The organism is Sinorhizobium mexicanum, assembly GCF_013488225.1.
In the GTDB taxonomy this organism is placed as follows: domain Bacteria; phylum Pseudomonadota; class Alphaproteobacteria; order Rhizobiales; family Rhizobiaceae; genus Sinorhizobium; species Sinorhizobium mexicanum.
In genome coordinates this window covers 4,131,321-4,150,548 of sequence record NZ_CP041238.1, presented here as the reverse complement: position 1 = coordinate 4,150,548, position 19,228 = coordinate 4,131,321, and the positions used below count along the sequence as shown (strand labels likewise).

Annotated in this window: 20 protein-coding genes; 11 read left to right on the top strand and 9 right to left on the bottom strand. The window is 62.9% G+C overall.

The features are described 5' to 3' along the window. Nucleotides 1-30: 30 nt before the first annotated feature. From FKV68_RS19525 to FKV68_RS19510, 4 genes are all read left to right on the top strand, one after another. The gene (locus FKV68_RS19525) at nt 31-840 is read left to right on the top strand and encodes a basic amino acid ABC transporter substrate-binding protein (protein ID WP_180939410.1); all 810 of its coding nucleotides are present in this window, start codon (nt 31-33) and stop codon (nt 838-840) included. A 51-nt stretch (nt 841-891) separates the two neighbouring features. Then, a complete protein-coding gene (locus FKV68_RS19520; protein WP_180939409.1) occupies nt 892-1,710 on the top strand; it encodes an amino acid ABC transporter permease in 819 nt (272 codons plus the stop codon). Between the two features lie 274 nt (nt 1,711-1,984). Then, complete coding sequence (gene leuC, locus FKV68_RS19515; RefSeq protein ID WP_180939408.1) at nt 1,985-3,394, top strand: 3-isopropylmalate dehydratase large subunit; 1,410 nt, start codon at nt 1,985-1,987, stop codon at nt 3,392-3,394. A 106-nt stretch (nt 3,395-3,500) separates the two neighbouring features. Next, nucleotides 3,501-4,046 carry a SixA phosphatase family protein gene (locus tag FKV68_RS19510; RefSeq protein WP_180939407.1) on the top strand — a complete coding sequence of 182 codons (546 nt, stop codon included), beginning with the start codon at nt 3,501-3,503 and terminating at the stop codon, nt 4,044-4,046. Nucleotides 4,047-4,062: 16 nt separating this feature from the next. Here FKV68_RS19510 and FKV68_RS19505 read toward each other — a convergent pair whose 3' ends face one another. Then, nucleotides 4,063-4,611 carry a L,D-transpeptidase family protein gene (locus FKV68_RS19505; protein WP_180939406.1) on the bottom strand — a complete coding sequence of 183 codons (549 nt, stop codon included), beginning with the start codon at nt 4,609-4,611 and terminating at the stop codon, nt 4,063-4,065. A 145-nt stretch (nt 4,612-4,756) separates the two neighbouring features. On the opposite strand from FKV68_RS19505, the gene FKV68_RS19500 reads away from it, so the two are divergent. Both FKV68_RS19500 and FKV68_RS19495 read left to right on the top strand, forming a co-directional pair. Continuing rightward, entirely contained in the window at nt 4,757-5,440 is a 684-nt protein-coding gene (locus FKV68_RS19500) for a response regulator transcription factor (protein ID WP_136505392.1), read from the top strand. Nucleotides 5,441-5,619: 179 nt separating this feature from the next. Next, nucleotides 5,620-6,075 carry a cyclic nucleotide-binding domain-containing protein gene (locus tag FKV68_RS19495; protein WP_180939405.1) on the top strand — a complete coding sequence of 152 codons (456 nt, stop codon included), beginning with the start codon at nt 5,620-5,622 and terminating at the stop codon, nt 6,073-6,075. Nucleotides 6,076-6,133: 58 nt separating this feature from the next. Here FKV68_RS19495 and FKV68_RS19490 read toward each other — a convergent pair whose 3' ends face one another. From FKV68_RS19490 to tesB, 6 genes are all read right to left on the bottom strand, one after another. Further along, a complete protein-coding gene (locus FKV68_RS19490) occupies nt 6,134-6,940 on the bottom strand; it encodes an exodeoxyribonuclease III (RefSeq protein WP_180939404.1) in 807 nt (268 codons plus the stop codon). A 318-nt stretch (nt 6,941-7,258) separates the two neighbouring features. Further along, nucleotides 7,259-7,921, bottom strand: a complete 663-nt coding sequence (locus FKV68_RS19485) for an outer membrane lipoprotein carrier protein LolA (RefSeq protein ID WP_180939403.1) — start codon at nt 7,919-7,921, stop codon at nt 7,259-7,261. 136 nt (nt 7,922-8,057) lie between these two features. Next, nucleotides 8,058-10,718 (bottom strand): FtsK/SpoIIIE family DNA translocase, encoded by a 2,661-nt coding sequence (locus tag FKV68_RS19480; protein WP_180939402.1) that lies wholly within the window; start codon nt 10,716-10,718, stop codon nt 8,058-8,060. A gap of 400 nt (nt 10,719-11,118) precedes the next feature. Next, on the bottom strand, nt 11,119-12,546 hold the full coding sequence (locus FKV68_RS19475) for an ammonium transporter (RefSeq protein ID WP_180939401.1): 1,428 nt from the start codon (nt 12,544-12,546) through the stop codon (nt 11,119-11,121). A 28-nt stretch (nt 12,547-12,574) separates the two neighbouring features. Continuing rightward, the gene (locus FKV68_RS19470) at nt 12,575-12,913 is read right to left on the bottom strand and encodes a P-II family nitrogen regulator (protein WP_180939400.1); all 339 of its coding nucleotides are present in this window, start codon (nt 12,911-12,913) and stop codon (nt 12,575-12,577) included. Between the two features lie 237 nt (nt 12,914-13,150). Continuing rightward, entirely contained in the window at nt 13,151-14,035 is an 885-nt protein-coding gene (gene tesB, locus FKV68_RS19465) for an acyl-CoA thioesterase II (protein ID WP_180939399.1), read from the bottom strand. Between the two features lie 161 nt (nt 14,036-14,196). Here tesB and FKV68_RS19460 point away from each other — a divergent pair, with 161 nt between their 5' ends. Further along, nucleotides 14,197-15,411, top strand: a complete 1,215-nt coding sequence (locus FKV68_RS19460; RefSeq protein WP_245181667.1) for a ubiquinone biosynthesis hydroxylase — start codon at nt 14,197-14,199, stop codon at nt 15,409-15,411. A 220-nt stretch (nt 15,412-15,631) separates the two neighbouring features. Here the strand turns inward: FKV68_RS19460 and FKV68_RS19455 are convergent, their stop codons facing one another. Next, complete coding sequence (locus tag FKV68_RS19455; protein ID WP_180939397.1) at nt 15,632-15,838, bottom strand: DUF1737 domain-containing protein; 207 nt, start codon at nt 15,836-15,838, stop codon at nt 15,632-15,634. Continuing rightward, entirely contained in the window at nt 15,835-16,740 is a 906-nt protein-coding gene (locus FKV68_RS19450; protein WP_180939396.1) for an HpcH/HpaI aldolase/citrate lyase family protein, read from the bottom strand. Before FKV68_RS19450 ends, FKV68_RS19455 begins: the two co-directional genes overlap by 4 nt. Before the next feature lie 111 nt (nt 16,741-16,851). Between FKV68_RS19450 and FKV68_RS19445 the strand changes: the two genes are divergently transcribed. From FKV68_RS19445 to FKV68_RS19430, 4 genes are all read left to right on the top strand, one after another. Then, complete coding sequence (locus FKV68_RS19445) at nt 16,852-17,097, top strand: hypothetical protein (RefSeq protein WP_180939395.1); 246 nt, start codon at nt 16,852-16,854, stop codon at nt 17,095-17,097. Between the two features lie 144 nt (nt 17,098-17,241). Further along, nucleotides 17,242-17,847 (top strand): 3-isopropylmalate dehydratase small subunit, encoded by a 606-nt coding sequence (gene leuD / locus FKV68_RS19440; RefSeq protein ID WP_180939394.1) that lies wholly within the window; start codon nt 17,242-17,244, stop codon nt 17,845-17,847. A 12-nt stretch (nt 17,848-17,859) separates the two neighbouring features. Next, entirely contained in the window at nt 17,860-18,240 is a 381-nt protein-coding gene (locus FKV68_RS19435; RefSeq protein ID WP_180939393.1) for a RidA family protein, read from the top strand. Nucleotides 18,241-18,285: 45 nt separating this feature from the next. Then, on the top strand, nt 18,286-19,125 hold the full coding sequence (locus FKV68_RS19430) for an AAA family ATPase (RefSeq protein ID WP_180939392.1): 840 nt from the start codon (nt 18,286-18,288) through the stop codon (nt 19,123-19,125). Nucleotides 19,126-19,228 lie beyond the last annotated feature (103 nt).

The following is a 19,228-nucleotide window of genomic DNA, read 5'->3' as shown; positions in this document are numbered from 1 at the left end:
GGGCGCCACAATTTTCGGGAGCTCCTGCAAATGACAATCCGCCGCCACGTGCTTGCCGGCATCGCCGCAGCCCTTGCCGTTCCATTCGCATTCTCTGCGCCTGCTGTCGCGAGCGACCTGCCGGACCTCGGCGGCAAGACGGTTGTCGTCGTCACCGAGAACGCCTATCCGCCGCTGCAGTTCGTCGACCCGAAGACCGGCCAGGCCGTCGGCTGGGAATATGACGCGATGAACGAGATCGCCAAGCGGCTGAACTTCAAGGTCGAGTACCAGAACACCAGTTGGGACGCGATGATCCAGGCCGTTTCCGACGGGCAGTACCAGATCGGCATGACCGGCATCACCATCAAGGACGACCGCAAGGAAAAGGTCGACTTCTCCGATCCCTATATGCGCTCGCAGCAGTTCATGCTGGTGCGCGGCGACGAAGCCCGATTCAAGGACGCCAAGAGCTTCGCCGCCGTTGAGGATGCGCTGATCGGTGCCCAGCCCGGCACGTCGCCCTTCTACACGGCAGTCTATGAAATCCTCGACGGCAACGAGCAGAACTCGCGCATCAAGCTGTTCGAGACCTTCGGCGCGACCGTGCAGGCGCTCAAGGCCGGCGACGTCGACCTGGTGCTGACCGACAGCGTGGCCGCCAAGGGCTATGTCGATTCGTCCGAAGGCAAACTCAAGGTTATCGGCGAGCCGCTTGGCACCGAAGATTTCGGCTTCATCTTCCCGAAGGGCTCCGATCTCGTCGCCCCGGTCAATGCCGCCATCAAGGCGTTGAAGGAGGACGGCACCTTCGATGCGCTGAACAAGAAGTGGTTCCTCGACTACAAGATGGGCGGCTGATCGCCGGAGCGGGATGAGGGAACAATCCCGCTCCAACTTATCGGAATCATGATGGCGCCAGTTAGATCCGACACTTCCGAAAAGGGCGACTATCCCTGGTGGCTGGTCGCCCTTCTCTTGATCGCCGCAGCACTCGCCGCGGTCATTGCAACCAACGACATCTTTTCGCAGGTTTTCGGCGTTGTCCTCAAGGGCATCGGCGTCACCATTTTCGTGACGTTGGTGGGTTTTGTGCTTGCGACGGTGCTCGGACTCGGGGTGGCGCTTATGGCGCTTTCCGAGCACGTTGCGCTCCGCCAGACGGCGCGCTTCTACACCGAGGTAATCCGTGGCGTGCCGATCCTCGTCCTGCTTTTCTACATCGCCTTCGTAGGGGCTCCGGCGCTGGTGGTCGTTGCGAATTTTGCAGCCGCGCCCTTCATTTCGGCAGGCTGGGTGGAGCCGCTCGTGGTTCGCGACATCTCGCTGATGTGGCGGGCGATCATTGCGCTGATGATCGGCTATTCGGCCTTCATCGCGGAGGTCTTTCGCGCCGGCATCCAGTCGGTCGACAAGGGGCAGGTGGAGGCGGCGAAGGCGCTCGGGCTTTCGCGCTACCAGCGCTTTCGCCTCGTCGTCTTCCCGCAGGCGATCCGCGTCATCCTGCCGCCGCTCGGCAACGATTTCGTGGCGATGGTCAAGGATTCCTCGCTGGTCTCGGTGCTCGGCGTTGCCGATATCACCCAGATGGGCAAGATCTACGCCTCGGGCTCGTTCCGCTTCTTCGAGACCTATTCCATCGTCGCCTATGTCTATCTCATCCTGACGATCGGCCTGTCGCTGGCTCTCCGGGCGCTCGAGCGGCGGCTGAGAAGGGCGGAAGCGCGGTAGGGTTCGCATTCGCAGAGAAGGGGTGCCGGTTCGCACCATCTCCTCGATTGCCGAACAGCCGAAAAATTGATATGAGCACGGCCATGGAATCCAAATTCGGATGTCGCGAACAGAAAATCGTCGTGCTGCAGGACCACAAGCGTCTGCCGGCACGCTTTTTCGCGCGGGTCTCCGGCGCGCTTACCAGCCGCCTATCCTGATCGTCGGTCAGTTTTCCGGCTGCCCTGCTGCCGGCCTTTTCCCCATATTCTGAAAATTCAAATGGAATATCGCCATGAGCGCACCGCGTACCCTCTATGACAAGATCTGGGACGATCATCTGGTCAACAGCCAGGACGACGGCACCTGTCTTCTCTACATCGATCGTCACCTCGTTCACGAGGTGACGAGCCCGCAGGCCTTCGAGGGCCTGCGCATGGCCGGCCGTCAGGTCCGCGCGCCGGAAAAGACGCTTGCCGTCGTCGATCATAACGTCCCGACGTCGCCCGATCGCCACCTCGGCATCAAGAACGAAGAGAGCCGCATCCAGGTCGAGGCGCTCGCCAGGAACGCCGCCGACTTCGGCGTCGAATACTACTCCGAGAACGACAAGCGCCAGGGCATCGTCCACATCGTCGGTCCCGAACAGGGCTTCACGCTGCCGGGCATGACGATCGTCTGCGGCGACAGCCACACCTCGACGCACGGGGCCTTCGGCGCGCTTGCGCACGGCATCGGCACCTCGGAAGTGGAACATGTTCTGGCGACGCAGACGCTGATCCAGAAGAAGGCAAAGAACATGCTGGTGCGCGTCGACGGCCAGTTGCCGCCGGGCGTCACCGCCAAGGACATCATCCTCGCGATCATCGGCGAGATTGGCACGGCCGGCGGTACCGGCCATGTCATCGAATTCGCCGGCGAAGCCATCCGGTCGCTCTCGATGGAAGGCCGGATGACGATCTGCAACATGACGATCGAAGGCGGCGCCCGCGCCGGCCTGATCGCCCCGGACGAGACGACCTTCGCCTACATCAAGGACCGGCCGCGCGCGCCGAAGGGCAAGGCCTGGGACATGGCGCTCGAATACTGGAAGACGCTGCACACGGACGAGGGCGCCCACTACGACCGCGTCGTCGTGCTCGATGCTGCCAATCTGCCGCCGATCGTGTCCTGGGGTTCCTCGCCGGAAGATGTGGTCTCCGTGCAGGGCATCGTTCCGAACCCGGATGAAATCCAGGATGAGACCAAGCGCGCCTCGAAATGGCGTGCGCTCGACTATATGGGCCTCAAGCCGGGCACGAAGATCACCGACATCGCCATCGATCGGGTCTTCATCGGTTCCTGCACCAATGGCCGCATCGAGGACCTGCGCGCCGTCGCCAAGGTCGTCGAGGGCCGCAAGGTCGCCTCGACCGTTTCGGCGATGATCGTGCCGGGTTCCGGCCTCGTCAAAGAGCAGGCGGAAGCCGAGGGCCTCGACAAGATCTTCAAGGAAGCGGGCTTCGACTGGCGCGAGCCGGGCTGCTCCATGTGTCTGGCGATGAACGACGACCGGCTGAAGCCGGGCGAGCGCTGCGCCTCGACGTCGAACCGCAACTTCGAGGGCCGTCAGGGTTTCAAGGGGCGCACGCATCTGGTCTCGCCGGCGATGGCGGCCGCCGCGGCGGTTTCCGGGCACTTCGTCGATATCCGCGAATGGAAATAGGCCGGTTCGAGCTTTTCCGGCATCTCAGGCCGCCCTTCGGGGCGGCTTTTTTTATGCGCGCGACGGTGCGAGAATGGAGCAACCGGCCCGACAGATGAGGAAACCCATGCCTGACGACGCCAGACCCCCGACACGCCGCCTCCTGCTGCTCCGCCACGGCAAATCCGCCTGGCCCGAGGGTGTCGCCGACCATCGCCGCCCGCTTGCCGGCCGCGGCCGGAGGGCGGCGCCGGCAATCGGCGCCTTCATGGCAAGACAGGAGCTGATCCCGGATCTCGCGCTCGTTTCGACCGCCCGGCGTGCGCAGGAGACCTGGGAGCTCGTGGCCGAGGCGTTGCCGCACAAGGTTGAAGCCCGCGACGCCGTCGCCATCTACGAGGTCGCCGCCAAGGCGATGATCGATGTGATCCGAAAGGTGGAGCCGTCGGTCGAGAAGCTCATGCTCGTCGGGCACAACCCGGGCATGGCGGAGCTTGCTCTCCTCCTCATTGGAGGCGGCGACGAGGTGGCGTTGGCGCGCCTGCGCGAGAAGTTTCCGACGGCCGGGCTCGCCGTCATGGATTTCACTATCGAGCAATGGTCTGAGATTGCGCCCGGTACGGGCCGGCTCGTTCAGTTCGTGATGCCGCGAATGCTGGACGACGGAACGTGATGCAGCCGTCGGCTTCCTACCCCACCTTCACGATCGTTCCGCGGTGCATATGCCGGATCAGCCGCTTCATTGCCGGCAGGCTGACGGCGACGCAGCCCTGCGTCGGCTCGTAGCCGGGACGGATCAGGTGGAAGAAGATCGCGGAGCCCGCGTTGCGCCGTCTGCAGAAAATGTTCCAATCCATGACCAGGCATATGTCATAGAGGCCGTCGTCGCGCATCATCGTCTCGTGGCTCACCGTGAGCGGGGCTTTGGCCGGGCGGTTATAGGAGGCGTGCGCAGGATCGTCGCACCACAGCATGTCGCGGCGGGTGGCACGCATCGGCAGCCGCGTCGGCGGCAACGAGATGCGGTCGCGGCGCATGTATCCGCCGATCAGCTTCATCGATGCCCGCGGTGTCGCGCCGTCGCCCTCGCGTTTGATCGCCGTCACACCGCTTCGGCCGATCGCCGCCTGCTCCGTCCTGCCGTCGAAACTGACAAGCGCGCGCCGGCGGTCGCGTGGCGCCATTCTGACGATGATCATGGATTTCGGCGATCTTACTCCCGACGTTTTCTTGCGCATTATTCTCACAAAATTTTTGCCTTGTCCGCGAGTAGGTGACGACCATAGGCATGGTTGCGTATATGACGGCGTTCAACGGCGGCCGGCTTGCCAAGAGCGGCATTTGAGCTAGTTTTGATTCAGGAAGCAAACAGGAATTGTCCCTATGGCGACACGCACCATTCTCCTTGTCGATGACGACAATGACCTGCGCGAGACACTGGTAGAGCAGCTTTCTCTCTATGAAGAGTTCGACCTCCTGCAAGAGGCAACCGCCGGCAAAGGCATCCAGGCCGCCCGCGCGCACCAGGTCGACCTCCTGATCATGGATGTCGGCCTGCCTGACATGGATGGGCGCGAAGCGGTCAAGCTCCTGCGCAAGGGCGGCTTCAAGGCGCCGATCGTCATGCTGACCGGGCACGATACCGATTCGGACACCATCCTCGGGCTCGAAGCGGGCGCCAACGACTACGTCACCAAACCCTTCCGCTTTGCCGTGCTGCTCGCCCGCATCCGCGCCCAGCTTCGCCAGCACGAGCAGAGCGAGGACGCCACCTTCAGCGTTGGTCCCTACACGTTCAAGCCGAGCCAGAAGCTGCTGACGATGGAGAATGGCCAGAAGATCCGCCTGACGGAGAAGGAAGCGGCGATCATCCGCTATCTCTATCGCGCTGACCAGAAGGTGGTCACGCGCGATGTCCTGCTCGAGGAGGTCTGGGGCTACAATTCCGGCGTCACCACGCACACGCTGGAGACGCATGTCTACCGGCTCCGCCAGAAAATCGAGCGCGACCCTTCCAATGCGGAGATTTTGGTGACAGAGAACGGCGGCTACAAGATCGTTCCTTAAGCGGGATCGCGGAAAGGTGTGAAGCGGCTTTCCGCTCCGCATTCCGCTATTTACCGCATGTTTCCTTAAATCGTAGCCGATTTAGGGATTAAACGTGCAGCAATTCGAAGTGCTACAGCGTCCTTTGCGCGTCTTAAAGACGCGCGGCGCTGTAGATGTGAGCTGGGAGTTTCGCCGCCTTGGCACTCAACGACGACATCGCGCTTTTGTCCAATGTGGCGCTCTTTGCCGATATCAGCGAGGACAAGCTGAGGCTGATTGCCTTCGGCGCCGAGCGTCGCCGCGTGCTGAAGGGTCATGAACTCTTTCGCGAAGGGGCGCCGGCCGACTGTGCCTTTGCCGTTGCCGCCGGCAGTTTCACGCTTTCGAAGGCTGACGGCGAGGGCCGCCTGCAGCATGTGGCGACCGTCGAGCGGGGCGCGCTTCTTTCCGAGCTGGCGCTGATCTCGATGGTCGAGCGCAAGTTCACGGCGACCGCCGACGAAGACAGCGAAGTCATCCGCATCAACCGCCCGCTTTTTCGCCGGATGCTGGAAGAGTATCCGGAGGTGACGGCGCTTGTCGAAGCCCGCATCCGCGAGAATCTGCAGGCGATGATCCGGCGCGCCGAGGCGCTTGCCGGGCGCTTTGCCTGAGGGCTCACGGAGCGGCCCTCTCGAAAGACCCCTCCCACCAGGGGAGGGCAGCCGAATCTCAAAGCTCGAAATGCGCGATCACCGGCACGTGGTCGGAAGGGCGGTCCCAGCCGCGTGCCTCGCGCAGGATGTCGACGCGGGCGAGTTTCGGCGCGAGATCAGCGGAGGACCAGATATGATCGAGCCGGCGGCCGCGGTCGGCAAGCTGCCAATCCTTCGCGCGATAACTCCACCAGGTGTAAAGCTTTTCCGGCGAGGGGACGTGCTGGCGCATCAGATCGACCCAGGCGCCGCCGGTCATTACGGCTGTCAAGCCTTCGGTCTCGATCGGAGTGTGGCTGACGATCTTCAGGAGTTGCTTGTGCGACCAGACGTCGTGCTCAAGCGGCGCGATGTTGAGGTCGCCGACGAGGATGGACGAGATACCAGCCTCGGCCTCGGCGTGCAGGAGCTTCATTTCATCAACGAAGTCGAGCTTGTGGCCGAACTTCGGATTGATGGCGCGGTCCGGCTCGTCGCCGCCGGCCGGCACATAGAAATTGTGCAGGCGTATCGTCTTGCCGTCAGCCTCGAAGACGACGGAGAGATGGCGTGCGTCGCCGACCCCGCAATAGTCGCGGCGATCGGAAAGCTCATGCAGCGGCAGGCGCGACACGGTCGCCACACCGTGATAACCCTTCTGGCCGTGCATCTCGATGTATTTGTAGCCGAGGCTTTTCAGCGGCGAAGACGGAAATTGGTCGTTCGGGCACTTGGTTTCCTGCAGGCACAGGATGTCGGGCTGCCATGTCTTCAGAAAGTGCTCGACCAGCGGCATGCGCAGGCGAATGGAGTTGATGTTCCATGTGGCGATGGAAAGGGTCATTCCGCGTTCCCTACTGCATGTCTCCTTACATTGCCGATTTAAGGAAACATGCGTTAATTCAAAGGACTACAGCGTCCCTTGCGCGTCTGATAAGACGCGCGGCGCTGTAGGAAGGATGAGGCGCCGGCGATCGAGCGGGGATGCTCCCGGCAATGCGTGCCGCGCTTTTTAAGGGGTCGCGCGTCAATCGACAAGGCATGAAAAAGCCCGCGGCGCGACTGCGCCGTGCATCTAGACGCGCAGTGGTCGCGAGAGCACCTTGATTGCTGCGATTATGCTTGATCGATAGTCTGCTGCAGACGCCGTTGGCGCCTCGCTTCAGCCGCCTCGCTTATTGCGCACTTCGTCGTAGGGGATGCGGAAAACCTTGTCGTCCAACTCCATTCCGGTGCGGACGTTGAAGATCATCACCGAGGTGTCCTTCTTCTGGGGATCGGTGATCGTCCATTGCCTGAGATCGTAGGTCTTCGGATCGAACATCATCGTGATGGTCGAATCACCGAAGATCGAGCGGTCGCCGAGCACGATGGTGATGAGGTCTGACTCCTCCCTGACGGCGCGAACCATCCGGCCGGTCAGGTCGATCCTTTCGCTCAGCAGCAGGTTGAGTGGCGTCTTCGAAAGCGGGTAGATATCCCAGGTCTTCAGCTTCATGTTGCCGATGACGACCGACTTGCCGTCGGCGATCACCCGCATCGGCGAGGGGGCTTCGTAATTGAAGCGGATGCGTCCGGGGCGGCGGATGTAGAACTTGCCGCCTGTCTGCTCGCCGCGTGGCCCGAACTGCACGAACTCGCCCGCCATCGTCTTCACCGACGAAAAATGATCGGCGATCCTCTGGGCGACGCCAGAGGCCTGTGCGGAGGCGTGCCGCGCATCGAGCGTCGTTCCGGCCATGCCCGCGAGAGCCGCCAGGCCGCAAACGAAAACGCGCCGCGAGATTGCCCGATCGCTGCCCTGGCCGGTTTTTGTCTCTGTCATCGCAGTCTCCTTCATTTCAGGATCATTTGAAGAGCAAGTGGGGCGCCTTCAAGGCGCAGCCCGGTGCCGCAAGGGGGCGTCGTTTCAAATGACCGTTACCGGCCGCGCGTCATGGCGGCTGGCGATGAGGGCCGGATTACCGGCCGGTGATTTCGGCCTCGGTCGGCACCAGGATCTCGCGCTTGCCGGCATGGTTCGCCGGTCCGATGATGCCTTCCTGTTCCATCCGTTCGATCAGGGAGGCAGCACGATTATAGCCGATACCGAGGCGTCGCTGCACGTAAGAGGTTGAGGCCTTGCCGTCGCGCAGCACAATCGCCACCGCCTGGTCGTAGGGATCGTCGGAATCGGCGAGGTTGGAGGTGCCGGCCGGTCCGCCGCCGTCCTCGTCCTCGCCGTCGTCCTCGGTGATCGCATCGAGATATTGCGGCACACCCTGGGTCTTCAGGTAAGCGACCACCTCCTCCACTTCCGTGTCGGAAACGAAGGGGCCGTGCACGCGCTGGATGCGCCCGCCGCCAGCCATGTAGAGCATGTCGCCCATGCCGAGCAATTGTTCGGCACCCTGCTCGCCGAGGATCGTACGGCTGTCGATCTTCGAGGTGACCTGGAAGGAAATGCGCGTCGGGAAGTTGGCCTTGATCGTGCCGGTGATGACGTCGACCGACGGACGCTGGGTCGCCATGATGACGTGGATGCCGGCCGCACGCGCCATCTGGGCGAGGCGCTGGACGGCGCCCTCGATGTCCTTGCCCGCGACCATCATCAGGTCCGCCATCTCGTCGATGATCACGACGATGTAGGGCAGCGGCGTGAGGTCGAATTCCTCCGTCTCGTACATCGCTTCGCCGGTCTCGCGATCGAAGCCCGTCTGAACCGTACGGGTGATCGCTTCGCCCTTGGCGAGCGCCTGCTCGACGCGGGTATTGAAGCCGTCGATGTTGCGCACACCGATCTTCGACATCTTCTTGTAGCGCTCTTCCATCTCGCGCACGGTCCATTTCAGCGCGACGACGGCCTTCTTCGGGTCGGTCACGACCGGCGAGAGCAGGTGCGGGATGCCGTCATAGACGGAGAGTTCCAGCATCTTCGGGTCGATCATGATGAGGCGGCACTGGTCGGGCCTGAGGCGATAGAGCAGCGACAGGATCATGGTGTTGATCGCCACCGACTTGCCCGAACCGGTGGTGCCGGCGACGAGCAGATGCGGCATCTTGGCGAGATCGGCGATGACCGGCTCGCCGCCGATCGTCTTGCCGAGCGCCATGGCGAGCCTCGTCTTGGTCGTCTCGAAGTCGCGCGAGCCGATCAGTTCGCGCAGGTAGACCGTTTCGCGCCGCTGGTTCGGCAGTTCGATGCCGATGGCGTTGCGCCCCGGCACGACCGCGACACGGGCGGCGATCGCGCTCATCGAACGGGCGATGTCGTCGGCAAGGCCGATGACGCGGGAGGACTTGATGCCCGGCGCCGGCTCCAGTTCGTAAAGCGTGACCACGGGGCCGGGGCGGACATGGATGATCTCGCCCTTGACGCCGAAGTCCTCGAGCACGCCTTCGAGCATGCGGGCGTTCTGTTCGAGCGCATCGGACGAGAGCGAGGGATCGCGGGCAATGTTCTTGGGCTCGGCCAGGAAATGCATCGGCGGCAGCGTGAAGTCGCCGTCGTCCTCGACAAATGAGCGCTGCGCCTCGCGTTCGACGCGCTGGCCCGATTTGGGGCGGGGCGCCGGGGACGCGACGCGCGATCCGGGCTTGGCGAGCCCCGCCTTCGGCGGCGCGGCTCTTGGCGCCCAATCGCCGGCAACATCATCGTCGTCATCGTCCGGCAGGATGCCCGCCGGGCGCCGCGGTTCGTCGAGATCGAAGGGCGGATCGTCATCGCCGTCGGCCATGATCGGCGGCGGCGCGACGACGCGGCGTTCGGTGCGGTCGAGGGAAGGCTCTACACGGTCGGCCAGCGGCTTCGGCCGCACGGGTTCGTTCAGCGTGCCGAACTCATCATTATTGAAGTCATAGGGCTCGTCATACTGGCGTTTGGTGCTTCGCGTGCCGCTCATCCCGAAGGCGCGGCGCAGGCGGGCCTCCAGCGTGAAGCGCATATGGGCAAGCGAGCCCATGAACAGTGTAAAGGGGCCTTCGGCGTCCTCGTCCTCAAGTTCCTCACCGATGGTGCGGGCCTTGCTCGGCGCGACTTCCGCCGCCGGCTCTTCTTCCTGCTCCTCGCTGACGCCGATGAGGCCGGCGCTATAGATCAGGCACCAGGCAGCCGGGACAGCGAAAAGGCAGGCGAGAACGGTCGCGAAGGTGCCGGTCGGGAAGGCACCAGTGAAAAGGGCAGGGAAGCGCAGGATCATGTCACCGAAAACACCGCCGAGACCGTTCGGAAGGGGCCAGGTAATCGGCGCCGGAACACAGCTCAGCGCCGCGCCCGCGAGTGCCGAGCCGACGAACCAGACGCCGAGGCGTTTGAACACCTTGTCGAACGGCTTGCCGCCGATGAGGACAAGCGCCCAGGCGACGGCGGGAAGCAGTGCTACGACGCTCGCCAGCCCGAAGAACTGCATGAAGATGTCGGCGAACGCGGCGCCCGCATGGCCGAGCACGTTGGTCGGCTCGTTCGAGGTTGCGTAGGAGAAGCTCGGATCGGACACGTTCCAAGTCGAAAGCGCGGCGACAGCAAGCGCCAACGCGCCGAACAGGGCAAAGCCTGCCAGCGAGGTGATCTGGCGCCAAACGAAGGTGGCCAGCACGAACCGGTTGGAACGGCTGTCAAGCGTTGCGGGATTGCTTCTGCTCATGTTGCCTGTTGCCCGTGTCGATCCTTCGGAGCGTCGCGCGTTCATGGGTAGACCATGGGGACGTTCCAGTAGCTTGATTCCGGAGCATCTCGCCCACGTTCGAAGAGTGTGCGTGCGAGCGGGACGCTTCGGGCACATTGCGTGCCATGGAATCAACCTACGCGGAGTAGGGTTAATGCGACATTAACCATGAGCGTGTGCCGACGAAATAGAGCAGTTCCAGGAGGGGTGGGTAACGGCTTTCCGCCGGAATTGTCCAAGTTCAAAGAGCTGGGACGACCGGTGTCCTTCCACAAAAAAGGCCCGGATCTTTAAGGATCCGGGCCAGAGGCGGTCCGCAATAACCAGACGGACCGCGACGGGACTTTAGGCGGCGCCGCGTTCCCGGCGCCGCGATTGCCTAGCTCGCGTGGTAGGCGGCTTCGCCGTGCGAGGAGAGGTCGAGACCCTCACGCTCCGCTTCGACCGAGACGCGCAGGCCGACGATCGCGTCGACCACCTTGTAGAGGATGGCCGAACCGATGCCGGACCAGAGGACGGTGACGAGCACGCCCTTGAGCTGCGCCCAGACCTGCGTTGCCGTGCCGGCATAGCCAGCGGCGAAGTCGGCGGTCGAATAGTCGACGATGCCTGCGCCGCCGAGCGCCGGGTTGACGAGGATGCCGGTTCCGATCGCGCCGAGGATGCCGCCGACGCCGTGGATGCCGAACACGTCGAGGCTGTCGTCATAGTTGAACTTGTTCTTCACCACGTCGACGAAGAAGTAGCAGACCGGCGAGACGACGAGGCCGAGCACGATCGCGCCCATCGGGCCGGCGAAACCGGCAGCCGGCGTGACGGCGACGAGGCCGGCGACGGCACCCGATGCGCCACCGAGCATGGAGGCCTTGCCGCGCACGAGCGTTTCAACAACGGCCCAGGAGATGATTGCGGCGGCCGTTGCGAGGAAGGTGTTGATCATGGCGAGGGCCGCATAGGCGTTGGCTTCCAGGTTGGAGCCGGCGTTGAAGCCGAACCAGCCGACCCACAGCAGCGAGGCGCCGACCATGGTGAGCGTCATCGAATGCGGCGCCATGATCTCCTTCCTGTAGCCCGTGCGCTTGCCGAGAAGGATCGCGCCGACGAGGCCCGCGATACCGGCATTGATGTGGACGACGGTGCCGCCGGCAAAGTCGATGGCGCCGAAGGAGAAGATCAGGCCGGTCGGGGCTGTGTAGGCGCTCGGACCACCCCAGAACCAGACCATGTGGGCGATCGGGAAGTAGACGAAGGTAACCCAGAGGACGACGAACAGAACGACGGCCGAGAAGCGGATGCGCTCGGCGAAAGCGCCGACGATCAGCGCCGGTGTGATGCAGGCGAAGGTCATCTGGAACACGACGAAGACGTATTCGGGAATGAACACACCCTTCGAGAAGCTTTCCGCGAGCGTCGTCGTGTCGACGCCGGCAAGGAAGATCTTCGAGAAGCCGCCGACGAAGGAGTTGAGCGAGCCGCCATCGGTGAAGGCCAGCGAATAACCGTAGGTCACCCAGATGATCATGACGACGGCGGTGATCATCAGAACCTGCATCAGCACCGAGAGCATGTTCTTGGCGCGCACGAGACCGCCGTAGAAGAGCGCCAGGCCCGGAACGGTCATCAGCAGCACGAGAATCGTCGACAGCAGCATCCAGGTGGTGTCGCCCTTGTCCGGAACAGGGGTTGCCGCAGCGGCCTCAGCGATGGCAGGGGCCGCCTCCTGGGCGAAGGCGACGACCGGCGCAAGCAGGGCGGCAGCGGTTGCGCCCAGGCGTCCGAGAGAGGTGGAAAGTTTGAACGATGACATGTGAGAAATGCTCCCTGAACGGCGTGGTTTACAACGCTTCTGAATCGGTTTCGCCGGTGCGGATGCGCATGGCGTGGTCGATCGCATAGACAAAGATCTTGCCGTCGCCGATCTGGCCAGTCTTGGCGGCAGAGGCGATCGCGTCGACGGCCTTGTCGACGATCTCCGACGGCACGGCGATTTCCACCTTGAGCTTCGGCAGGAAGCTCACGGCGTATTCGGTGCCGCGGTAAATTTCGGTGTGCCCCTTCTGGCGGCCGTAGCCCTTCACTTCGGTTACGGTCAGCCCCTGGATGCCAACTTGGGTGAGGGCTTCGCGAACCTCATCGAGCTTGAACGGCTTGATAATGGCCATCACAATTTTCATCTGGTCCCATCCTTTTTCGCCTCCCGCCGGAGGCCGTCTCTCCTTGCTGCTTAAGCGCGTGAAGCGCCGGGCAACCGAAAAGACACATTCAAGGGGCGTGCCAGATTCGATGAAATTGCTTAAGTCATTGAAAAAATGTGCGAAAATCACATGCGGTGGAGCTCGCTCCGCAGCAGGCCAAAAAACGATCAGCTATTTAGATTAAAAAAAGGGCAGAAAATAAAGATTGCCTAATTGTTATTCAGTTGCCTTTTTGCGGATCAATCCTTCCTGCGCCACGGAGGCAATCAGCACCCCTGAGCGGTCGAACAGGCTGCCGCGGGTCATGCCGCGGGCACCATGTGCGCTCGGGCTGTCCTGGGTATAGAGCAGCCAATCGTCCATCTTCGAGGGGCGGTGGAACCACATGGCATGGTCAAGGCTGGCGACCTGCAGGTGGCGGTCGAAAACCGAGGTACCATGGGCGTAGAGGGAGGTATCGAGCAGGGTCATGTCCGAGAGATAAGCGAGCACGGCCGCCTGCAGATGGCGCTCGTCCGGCACGGTGCCGACGACCTTCACCCACACGTCCTGCGTCGGCTGCAGCTTGTCGCGCGAGAAATAGTGCTCAAGCGCGACCGGACGGATCTCGATCGGGCGCGGCCGTTCCCAGTACCTGCGGATTGCCTCGGGCGCGTGCACGAGGAACTTTTCCTTGAGCTCCTGCTCGCCCGGCAATGCTTCGGGCATCGCCACCTTCGGCATGTCGAACTGATGCTCGAAACCGTCCTCGTCATATTGGAAGGAGGCCGACATGGAGAAGATGGCCTTGCCGTGCTGGATTGCCACGACCCGCCGGGTGGCAAAGCTCGAACCGTCGCGGATACGATCGACCTCATAGATGATCGGGACCGACGGATCGCCCGGACGCATGAAATAGGCGTGCAGCGAGTGCACATAGCGGCCCTCGTCGACGGTGCGCTGCGCCGCCACCAGCGCCTGGCCGATCACCTGTCCGCCGAAGACCCGTTGCCAGCCGACCTGGGGGCTCAAGCCCCGAAACAGGTTTTCCTCCAGCTTTTCGAGATCGAGTATCGCAAGGAGCGCATCCATGGGCGTGGCGGTTTCGGCGGGGCGCGACATTTCGGCGGTCTCCGGTGTAGGAACGGCGATGGCATTGATCTATATAGCCATGGGACAATGCTCAAGAGCGATGGGGCTCAAGAGCGATGGGGCTGAAGTGGAATGGGGCTCAAGTGGAATGGGGCTCAAGTAGAATGGCTCGAGTGCGACGGGAGAAGCGGATGATCGATGTGTTGATTGCCGGAGGCGGCTATGTCGGCCTGTCGCTTGCCGTGTCGCTGAAAAAGGCGGCGCCCCATCTCGACATCACCGTCGTCGACGGCGCGCCGGAGGGCGCCTGGAAGAAGGACGAGCGGGCGTCCGCCGTCGCCTCGGCCGCCGAGCGGATGCTGGATGTTCTCGGCGTCTGGGATACGATTGCGCCCGAAGCCGAGCCGATCCTCAGGATGGTGATTACCGATTCGAAGGCGGCGGATCCCGTCCGCCCGGTCTTTCTTACGTTCGAGGGTGACGGCGGCGAGGGGCGTCCTTTCGCCCATATGGTGCCGAACACGGCGATGGTCAGTGCGCTGCGCGCCGCCTGCAAGGACCTTGGTGTATCCATCCGGCAATCGGCGATGGTCGAGAGCTTCAAGAGCGGCGAGCATGCGGTGGCGATCACGCTTGCCGATGGCGAAACGATCGAGGCGCGGCTTCTGGTCGCCTGTGATGGCGTTCGCTCCAGGCTGCGCGAGGCGGCCGGCATCAAGGTGGTTGAGTTCGATTACGGGCAGTCGGGGATTGTTACGACGGTCGAGCACGAGCGCCCGCACGAGGGCACGGCCGAGGAGCATTTCCTGCCCGCTGGCCCGTTTGCAACGCTGCCGCTCAAGAACAACCGTTCCTCACTCGTCTGGACCGAGAGCACCTTCGATGCCGAACGCCTCGTCAAGGGCGATGATTTCCTCTTCGAGGAAGAGCTCGAGCGCCGTTTCGGCCACAAGCTCGGCCACCTCAAGGTCGTCGGCGGTCGCAGGGCGTTTCCGCTCGGGCTGACGCTTGCCCGCGACTTCGTAGCACCCCGCTTCGCGCTTGCGGGCGATGCCGCTCACGGCATTCACCCGATCTCAGGCCAGGGGCTCAATCTCGGCTTCAAAGACGTGGCGGCGCTTGCCGAAACGATCGTCGAGGCGGACCGCCTCGGCCTCGACATAGGCTCGCTCGCGGTCCTCGAGCGTTACCAAACCTGGCGGCGTTTCGACACCTTCCGGATGGGGGTGACGACGGATGTCCTGAACCGGCTGTTTTCGAACGACATCGCGCCGATCAGGATCGCCCGCGACGTCGGCCTCGGCATCGTCGATCGCATTCCGTCACTCAAGAACTTCTTCATCCGCCAGGCGGCCGGGGTGGCCGGGGAAGGCGACCCGCGCCTGCTTGCGGGCCAGCCGATCTGAACGATCTTGGACTACACGAAGTTCTTTCGCGTGTAAGGCCCCTCATTCGGCCTGCCTGCCACCTTCTCCCCGCAGGCGGGGCGAAGGGACATGCCGCGCCCGCTCGTCCGCCTGCGGAACTGAGAGGAGGATGCGGGCTACCGGCAAGCTCCCGTCCCCTCGCCGCGCTCGCGGGGAGAGGGTTAGGGTGAGGGGCAACTACTCAGTGGCCAATGATTGCTTACTGCTCCGATAGCTTCATGTCCGGGTGATAGTCCTTGCCTGCCACCTCTTTCACCACCGCCTGACCGCACTGCATGTGCTGGGTATCGGCATTGAAGGCATAGGTCGGCGGGCCATGCAGCATCCATCCCTTGTTCAATGCCGCCGTCACCTTGTGACAGAAGGAGGCGTCGTCGGGACCGGTGAGGAAGCGGTAGAGTTTCAAGGTCTTGCCTTTCGTCTTTCGATCATGTCCGCCTTGGCGGCCAGTTTCAGAGCCTGGTCGAGATGCAGCCGCTCGACCATGCGGCCATGGAGATTGATCACGCCCTTGCCCGCGTTTTCCGGAAGGTCGAAGGCCGCGATGATCGCCCGCGCCTCCTCTACCGCCGCCTGCTCGACACCGAAATACTCGTTTGCCGGACCGATCTGCGCCGGGTGAATGAGCATCTTGCCGTCATAGCCCATGTCGCGCCCCTGACGGCATTCGGCCTCAAAACCTTCGGCGTCGCGGAAATCGTTGAAGACCGCGTCAATGACATCGAGGCCGCTGCCGCGCGCGGCGAGCAGGATCTGCATCAGCCAGGGCACCAGATAGGCGCGGCCGGGAGTGCCAGGAACGCCCGTCTCCTTCCTGAGATCGTTCAGCCCGACGACGAAGCAATCGAGCCTGCCGCCGAAGGTACGGCCGGTCTCGGCGGTTGCAGCGACATTGATGAGGCCGCGCGGCGTCTCGATCATCGCCCAGAGCCTGATGTTTTCAGGCGCATCGTTTTCAGCCAGCCAATCGACAGCCGCCTGGATGTCTGCCGGGCTCTCGACCTTCGGCAAAAGGATGGCGTCGGGACTGGCGGCGAGCGCGGCGGTGAGATCCATCTGACCGAAGCCGGATCCCAGCGCATTGACGCGTATGATCACTTCACAGTCGGGCCTGTTCTTTGAAAGATGCCGGACAAGCGCTTCGCGCGCTTCGCCCTTGTGTTCGGAAGCGACGGCGTCCTCCAGGTCGAAGATCACGGCGTCGGCGGCAAGCTGCCGCACCTTCGCCAAGGCACGGGCATTATCGGCCGGAACGCTGAGCACGGAGCGGCGCAGGCGCGCGGGATGATGGTCGATCACGGTTGTCATGGAACCGTTGTGCCCGCCTTTCGGTTCTTAGGCAAGACGAGCGATTGAGGGTCTCCCCCTTGCAAGAGGCGTATTGAGCTCCCACATCGCTTCTTAGAAAGGTTGACGATCATGCAAAGCATTCGCTCTGTTCTCCTGACGGCCGCCGCCATCGCCATCACGCTGGCAGCTCTCGTCTTCACCGCCTCGCTTGCCGTGGCTCTGGCCGGCATCGCCGCCGTCGTTGCGGTCGGCAGCGCCATCGCCGCAAGACTCAATGGCAAGCCCGCACATGCGCACGCCCGAGTAAATCCGACCGGAGAAAGACGCGAAATGCGGATCTGGAACGACGGGCGCGGCACGATCATCGATCTGTGACATGCAGAAATTCAAGTGCTGCAGCGACCTTGGGGCGTCTGACAGGACGCGCGGCGCTGCAGAGGCGCAGATTTTCCTTCATTTCGGCGCGAAACTGATCTAAACGCTCTTCCAACGTTTCCGCTGAAATCGAAGGCCAAAGTCATGGAAAAGTTCGTCAAGCTCACCGGCGTCGCCGCACCCTTGCCCGTCGTCAATATCGACACGGACATGATCATTCCGAAGGACTACCTGAAGACGATCAAGCGCACCGGTCTTGGCACGGGACTTTTCGCCGAAGCCCGCTATAACGAAGACGGCACGCCGAACCCTGACTTCGTGCTCAACAAGCCGGCCTACCAGAACGCCAAGATCCTCGTTGCCGGCGACAATTTCGGCTGCGGGTCGTCGCGCGAGCATGCGCCCTGGGCGCTCCTCGATTTCGGCATCCGCTGCGTCATTTCGACCTCGTTCGCCGACATCTTCTACAACAACTGTTTCAAGAACGGCATCCTGCCGATCGTCGTCAGCCAGGCCGACCTCGACAAGCTGATGGACGACGCCAACCGCGGCTCGAACGCCGTGCTTTCGATCGATCTGGAAGCACAGGAAATCACCGGCCCCGACGGCGGTTCGGTCAAGTTCGAGGTCGACGCCTTCAAGCGTCATTGCCTCCTGAACGGCCTCGACGACATCGGCCTGACGCTGGAGAAGGCGAGCGCCATCGACAGCTTCGAGCAGAAAAACGCCGCATCGCGCCCCTGGGCCTGAGTGCGGGCGCCCATGACGCGCAAGCTCATCTCTTCCGGTTCCCCTTTCGAAAAGACGGCAGGCTATTCGCGTGCCGTCGTCAAGGGCGACTGGTGCTTCGTATCCGGCACCACCGGCTATGACTATGCCACCATGATCATGCCGGAGACGGTGGAGGAACAGGCGCGCAATTGCCTTAAGACGATCGAGGGCGCCTTGCAGCAGGCCGGGTTCTCGCTTTCGGATGTCGTGCGCAACCATTACTACGTCACCGACGCCAGCTTTGCCGACCGGGTCTTTCCGATCTTCGGCGAAATGTTCGGCGAGATCCGCCCGGCGGCGACGATGATCGTCTGCGATCTCATCCGCCCGGAAATGCTGATCGAGATCGAGGTTACGGCATTTCGCGGGTGAAGCCCGTCGTCTCCAGCTCAGCGTAGAGAGATCGAAGAGACGCCCATGCAGTTCGAAGGCACGGCCGACTATATCGCCGACAAGGACCTGATGATCGCCGTCAACGCGGCGATTCGGCTGGAGCGTCCGCTTCTGGTCAAGGGCGAGCCCGGCACCGGCAAGACCGAGCTGGCACGCCAGATCGCTGCGGCCCTCGGTCTCGAGCTCATCGAGTGGAATGTCAAGTCGACGACCAAGGCACAGCAGGGTCTTTACGAATACGATGCCGTCTCGCGGCTGCGCGACAGCCAGCTTGGCGATCTTCGCGTCAATGACGTGAAGAACTATATTCGCAAGGGCAAGCTCTGGCAGGCTTTCGAGGCGTCGCGGAAAGCCGTTCTGCTGATCGACGAGATCGACAAGGCGGACATCGAGTTCCCGAACGACCTCCTGCAGGAACTCGACCGGATGGAGTTCCACGTCTACGAGACCGGCGAAACGATCCACGCGCGGCAGCGGCCGATCGTCATCATCACCTCCAACAACGAGAAGGAACTGCCGGACGCCTTTCTGCGCCGCTGCTTCTTCCATTATATCCGCTTCCCCGATGCCGAAACGCTCGCCCGCATCGTCGAAGTGCACTATCCGGGCATCCGCAAGACGCTGCTTTCGGCGGCGCTCACCACCTTCTACGGCATCCGCGAGGTGCCGGGCTTGAAGAAGAAACCCTCGACCTCCGAGGCGCTCGACTGGATCCGGCTGCTGGTTGCCGACGAGATCGATCCGGCGGACCTGCGCGCCGACCCGAAATCGATGCTGCCGAAGCTGCACGGGGCGCTGTTGAAGAACGAGCAGGATGTGCATCTCTTCGAGCGCCTGGCCTTCATGGCGCGCCGCGACGGGTGAGGCCGCATTGCTCCTCTCCTCGGGTTTAACCCGAGGACTAGCCCCCTCCCCGCAAGCGTGGCGAGGGGCCTTAAGCGGGCGCCGCGTGTCTCCTTCGCCCCGC